The organism is Pseudomonas californiensis (genome assembly GCF_021147775.1).
In the GTDB taxonomy this organism is placed as follows: domain Bacteria; phylum Pseudomonadota; class Gammaproteobacteria; order Pseudomonadales; family Pseudomonadaceae; genus Aquipseudomonas; species Aquipseudomonas californiensis.
The window spans coordinates 1-840 of sequence record NZ_JAGTPK010000134.1 but is presented as its reverse complement, the minus strand read 5'-3'; the positions used below and the strand labels follow the sequence as shown (position 1 = coordinate 840).

Annotated in this window: 2 protein-coding genes; both read left to right on the top strand. The window is 51.7% G+C overall.

The genetic code is table 11. The features are described 5' to 3' along the window. The first annotated feature begins 84 nt into the window (after positions 1-84). A complete protein-coding gene (locus tag KDX37_RS29300) occupies positions 85-249 on the top strand; it encodes a hypothetical protein (protein WP_183139094.1) in 165 nt (54 codons plus the stop codon). Positions 250-289: 40 nt separating this feature from the next. Further along, positions 290-840, top strand: a 551-nt coding sequence (locus tag KDX37_RS29295) for a recombinase family protein (RefSeq protein WP_231656649.1), incomplete at its 3' end; no start/stop codon positions are given.

The following is an 840-nucleotide window of genomic DNA, read 5'->3' as shown; positions in this document are numbered from 1 at the left end:
TGAAATGCTGAAATGCTGAAATGCTGAAATTATCTGCCTGGTCGGCAATGCCAGCGTGAAACAGTATACTAAAAGAATAATTTCATGAAAGCATTTATTCATGAAAACATGTATTTCTTGCTATGCAAGGTGCCCGCTCCGGCTGGTCCAACACAATCCATGTCCTTGGCGTTAGGTATGGCTCAAAAGAGTAGTTCTTTCTGGCACGGCTCATTAGGGTTGCCTTTAGGTCAATTGAGCCATAGCTGATAAGCTCGGCTTATTTGGGTATACTCAAATAGGCCATTCTATGACGACCATCAATGTTGCGCGGGTGTACCTGCGTGTCAGCACCGAAGACCAGGACTTGCAGCGTCAAGAAGCGATCATTGGCAATGCGCGAACCTCGGGCTACTACGTGGCAGCTGTCTATCGCGAAAAAGCCTCGGGCGCTCGATCTGACCGACCCGAACTGTTGCGCATGATTGAGGACCTGCAACCGGGTGAAGTCGTTATCGCAGAGAAGATCGACCGCATCAGCCGCCTTCCCTTGGTCGAAGCAGAAAAGCTTGTGGACGCGATCAGGGCAAAGGGCGCACGCTTGGCTGTGCCGGGCATAGTCGATCTATCGGAATTGGCCGAGGCGTCCAGTGGCGTCGCCAAAGTGGTGTTGCAAGGCGTTCAAGACATGCTGTTGCGTGTGGCATTGCAGATAGCGCGTGACGACTTTGAAGATAGGCGTGAGCGACAGCAGCAAGGCATCGACCTGGCCAAGAGCGCTGGTCGATATAAAGGACGTAAACCAAATGCTAAAGTGCATGAACGGATCATTGCCCTTAAACGCGGCGGGAGTAGCATTGC

Coding starts and splice junctions, on each gene's coding strand:
- KDX37_RS29300 (WP_183139094.1), top strand. CDS start 85: ATGAAAGCATTTATTCATGAAAACATGTATTTCTTGCTATGCAAGGTG.